Origin of the sequence: Kitasatospora sp. NPDC057198 (assembly GCF_042670125.1) — a bacterium.
Lineage (GTDB): Bacteria > Actinomycetota > Actinomycetes > Streptomycetales > Streptomycetaceae > Kitasatospora.
Map to the genome: position 1 here is coordinate 1 of NZ_JBHUWH010000687.1, position 2975 is coordinate 2975.

Here is a 2975-nt window from a genome sequence, read left to right on the forward strand (position 1 = left end):
GCGGCGCGCGGGCGCGGTGCGGGGTCAGTGGGCGCCGGCCAGCTCTCCGGAGAGCCTGCCGTGCAGGTCGGCGCTGGGGCTGTTGAGGCCGGTGATCTCCACGGTCTTGCCGCGCTGCCTGTACTTGGTCTCGATGGCGTCGAGGGCGGCTACGGAGGAGGCGTCCCAGATGTGGGCGTCGGCGAGGTCGATGACGACCCTGTCGGGGTCGTCCGCGTAGTCGAACCGGCCGACGAGGTCGTTGCTGGAGGCGAAGAACAGCTCGCCGGTGACCCGGTAGACCACGGTGCCGTCGTCGGGGCCGGCGTGGGCGGTGACGGTGGCGAGGTGGGCGACGCGCTTGGCGAAGACGACCATCGCGGTGATCGAGCCGACGACGACGCCGATGGCGAGGTTGCTCGTCGCCACGACGCAGGCGACGGTGACCGCCATGACGGCGATCTCGCCCGCGGGCATCCGCCTGAGGGTCCTGGGGGCGATGGAGTGCCAGTCGAAGGTGCCGAAGGACACCATCACCATGACGGCGACCAGGGCGGCCATCGGGATGTCGGAGACGACGGGGCCGAAGACGATGCACAGCACCATCAGGAACGCTCCCGCGAGGAAGGTGGACAGGCGGGTGCGGGCGCCGGACACCTTGACGTTGATCATGGTCTGGCCGATCATCGCGCAGCCGCCCATGCCGCCGAAGAAGCCGGTGACGATGTTGGCGATGCCCTGGCCGACCGACTCGCGGGTCTTGTTGGAGCGGGTCTCGGTGATCTCGTCGACCAGCTTGGCGGTCATCAGCGACTCCATCAGGCCCACCAGCGCCATGGCGAGGGCGTAGGGGGCGATGACGGTGAGGGTGTGCAGGGTGAACGGCACGTCGGGCAGGCCGGGCACCGGCAGGGACGAGGGCAGCTTGCCCTCGTCGCCCACGGTGGGCACCGCGATGCCCGCCCCGACCGTCATGACGGTGAGGATCACGATGGACACCAGCGGCGCCGGAACCACCCTGGTGACCTTCGGGAACAGCACCATCAGGGCCAGGCCGCCGGCGACCAGCGGGTAGACCGCCCACGGCACGTCCACCAGGTTGGGGATCTGCGCCATGAAGATCAGGATCGCCAGGGCGTTGACGAAGCCGACCATCACCGAGCGCGGCACGAACCGCATCAGCTTGGCGACACCGAGCGCACCGAGCACGATCTGGAAGACGCCGGCGAGGATGACGGCGGCCACCAGGTAGCCGAGGCCGTGCTCGCGGTTGAGCGGGCCGATGACCAGGGCGACGGCGCCGGTCGCGGCGGAGATCATCGCGCGGCGGCCGCCGACGACCGCGATGGTGACGGCCATGGTGAACGAGGCGAACAGGCCGATCTTCGGATCGACCCCGGCGATGATCGAGAACGAGATCGCCTCGGGGATCAGGGCCAGGGCGACGACCAGGCCGGCCAGCACCTCGGTGCGCCAGACCTTCGGGTCGGACAGCCAGTCGGGCTTGAGACCGGCGAGGCGCGCGGCCGGGGACACGGCGGGAGAGGACAAGGACGGTTACCTGTCGTGCTCGGGCACCCCGTCCGGGCGAGGCAGGGGCGCGAGGAGGGGCGGCGGGCCGGGCCGGCACACCGCGCACGGCTCCGCGGTGCGCGGAGCCGGAAGTCCGGGAGGGGGGAGGGAGCCTGCGCGGGCGGACACGGCCCCGCCCCGGCGGGGGCGGAGCGTCACGGCGGGCAGGCGGCGGCGTGCGGCTCTGGCTCGCGCACGCGTCCCTCCTGTCGGGGCCGGGTCTTCGCCGGGGGCGGCGTCGGCCCCGGCACGGCGGACGGCGGGGCAGCGGGCGGCCACCCTCACCACCAGGAACTCTACCCTAACGTTAGAGTAGGGATCGGTGGGGTCGGGTCGGAACCGGCCGGCGGCGACGAGAAGGGCCAGGGAAGCACGGGCGTGGACGGCAAACACCTGCAGATCGGCGAGGTCGCCGCACGGACCGAACTGTCCCTGCGCACCATCCGCCACTACGAGGAGACCGGCCTGGTCGTCCCCTCGGCCCGCTCCCGGGGCGGCTTCCGCCTCTACACCGAGAACGACGTGCAGCGGCTCATGGTCATCCGCCGGATGAAGCCCCTCGGCTTCACCCTCGACCAGATGCGGGACCTGCTGGAGGCCACCGACCGCCTCGACACCGACGGCACCCTCGACGCCCACGAGCGGCGGGCCCTCCTCCAGCGCGTGCGCGACTACGAACAGGCCGCCACCGAACAGGTCGAGAAGCTCCGCGTCCAGCTCGCCCGCGCCGAGGACTTCGCCCACACCCTCCGCACCCGGCTGGAACTCGACACCGCCGCTCGGCCCCGCCCCGCGGACCGACCCGCGGACCGACCCGCGGACCGGCCCGCGGACTGACCCGCGGTCAGCGCAGGGTGGCAGCCAGGGCGGCGCCGGCTTCGGCGGTGGCGGCGGGGACCTCGCTCCGCCAGGCGGGGTCGCGGACGACGGCCTGCCAGGCGGCCATGGTGAGCGGGGGCACGGGGCGGCCGGCCAGGCCGAACCACTGGTCCGGCGACGGGGCCGGGCCGTTGCTCACGCTGAGGTCGACGGACGTCCTGTCGGCCCGCTCCAGGTGGACCTGCCTGAAGTAGTAGCCCCCGCTGGGGCCCACGCTGGTGACGGCGCTGACCATGGTCCCCGCGGCGTCGGTGCTGCTGGTGCAGCCGGGCGGTTCGGCTCCCGCGGGGCGGGGGCCGGCGTCCGTCAGGACCACCCGGCCGCAGTCCCACGGCGCGGCCTGCGGATCGGGGGGGCTCACGACGACGGAGACCTGGACGGCGCCCCGGCCGTCGTCGTACTCCACCGTGAAGGCGGTCGCGCCCGCCGGGGTCGACACGAACGGCCCCGGCCGGAACTCGCTGAGCTTCCCGCCGGGGGGCAGCAGGCCGGCCAGGATCCCGAGCATCGCCTCGGCGGTGACCGGCACCATCACCGGACCGGGC

3 protein-coding genes are annotated in these 2975 nt (G+C 73.4%); 1 reads left to right on the forward strand and 2 read right to left on the reverse strand.

The window, feature by feature from the left end; translation table 11 throughout:
• Positions 1–24 precede the first annotated feature (24 nt).
• Positions 25–1515, reverse strand: a complete 1491-nt coding sequence (locus tag ACFUEL_RS37735) for a SulP family inorganic anion transporter (protein ID WP_380242440.1) — start codon at positions 1513–1515, stop codon at positions 25–27.
• Positions 1516–1929: 414 nt separating this feature from the next.
• On the opposite strand from ACFUEL_RS37735, the gene ACFUEL_RS37740 reads away from it, so the two are divergent.
• Positions 1930–2388, forward strand: coding sequence for a MerR family transcriptional regulator (locus tag ACFUEL_RS37740; RefSeq protein ID WP_380242436.1), 459 nt, complete (start codon positions 1930–1932; stop codon positions 2386–2388).
• A gap of 7 nt (positions 2389–2395) precedes the next feature.
• Here the strand turns inward: ACFUEL_RS37740 and ACFUEL_RS37745 are convergent.
• Positions 2396–2975 (reverse strand): hypothetical protein (locus ACFUEL_RS37745; protein WP_380242438.1); only part of this gene is annotated, 580 nt, incomplete at its 5' end.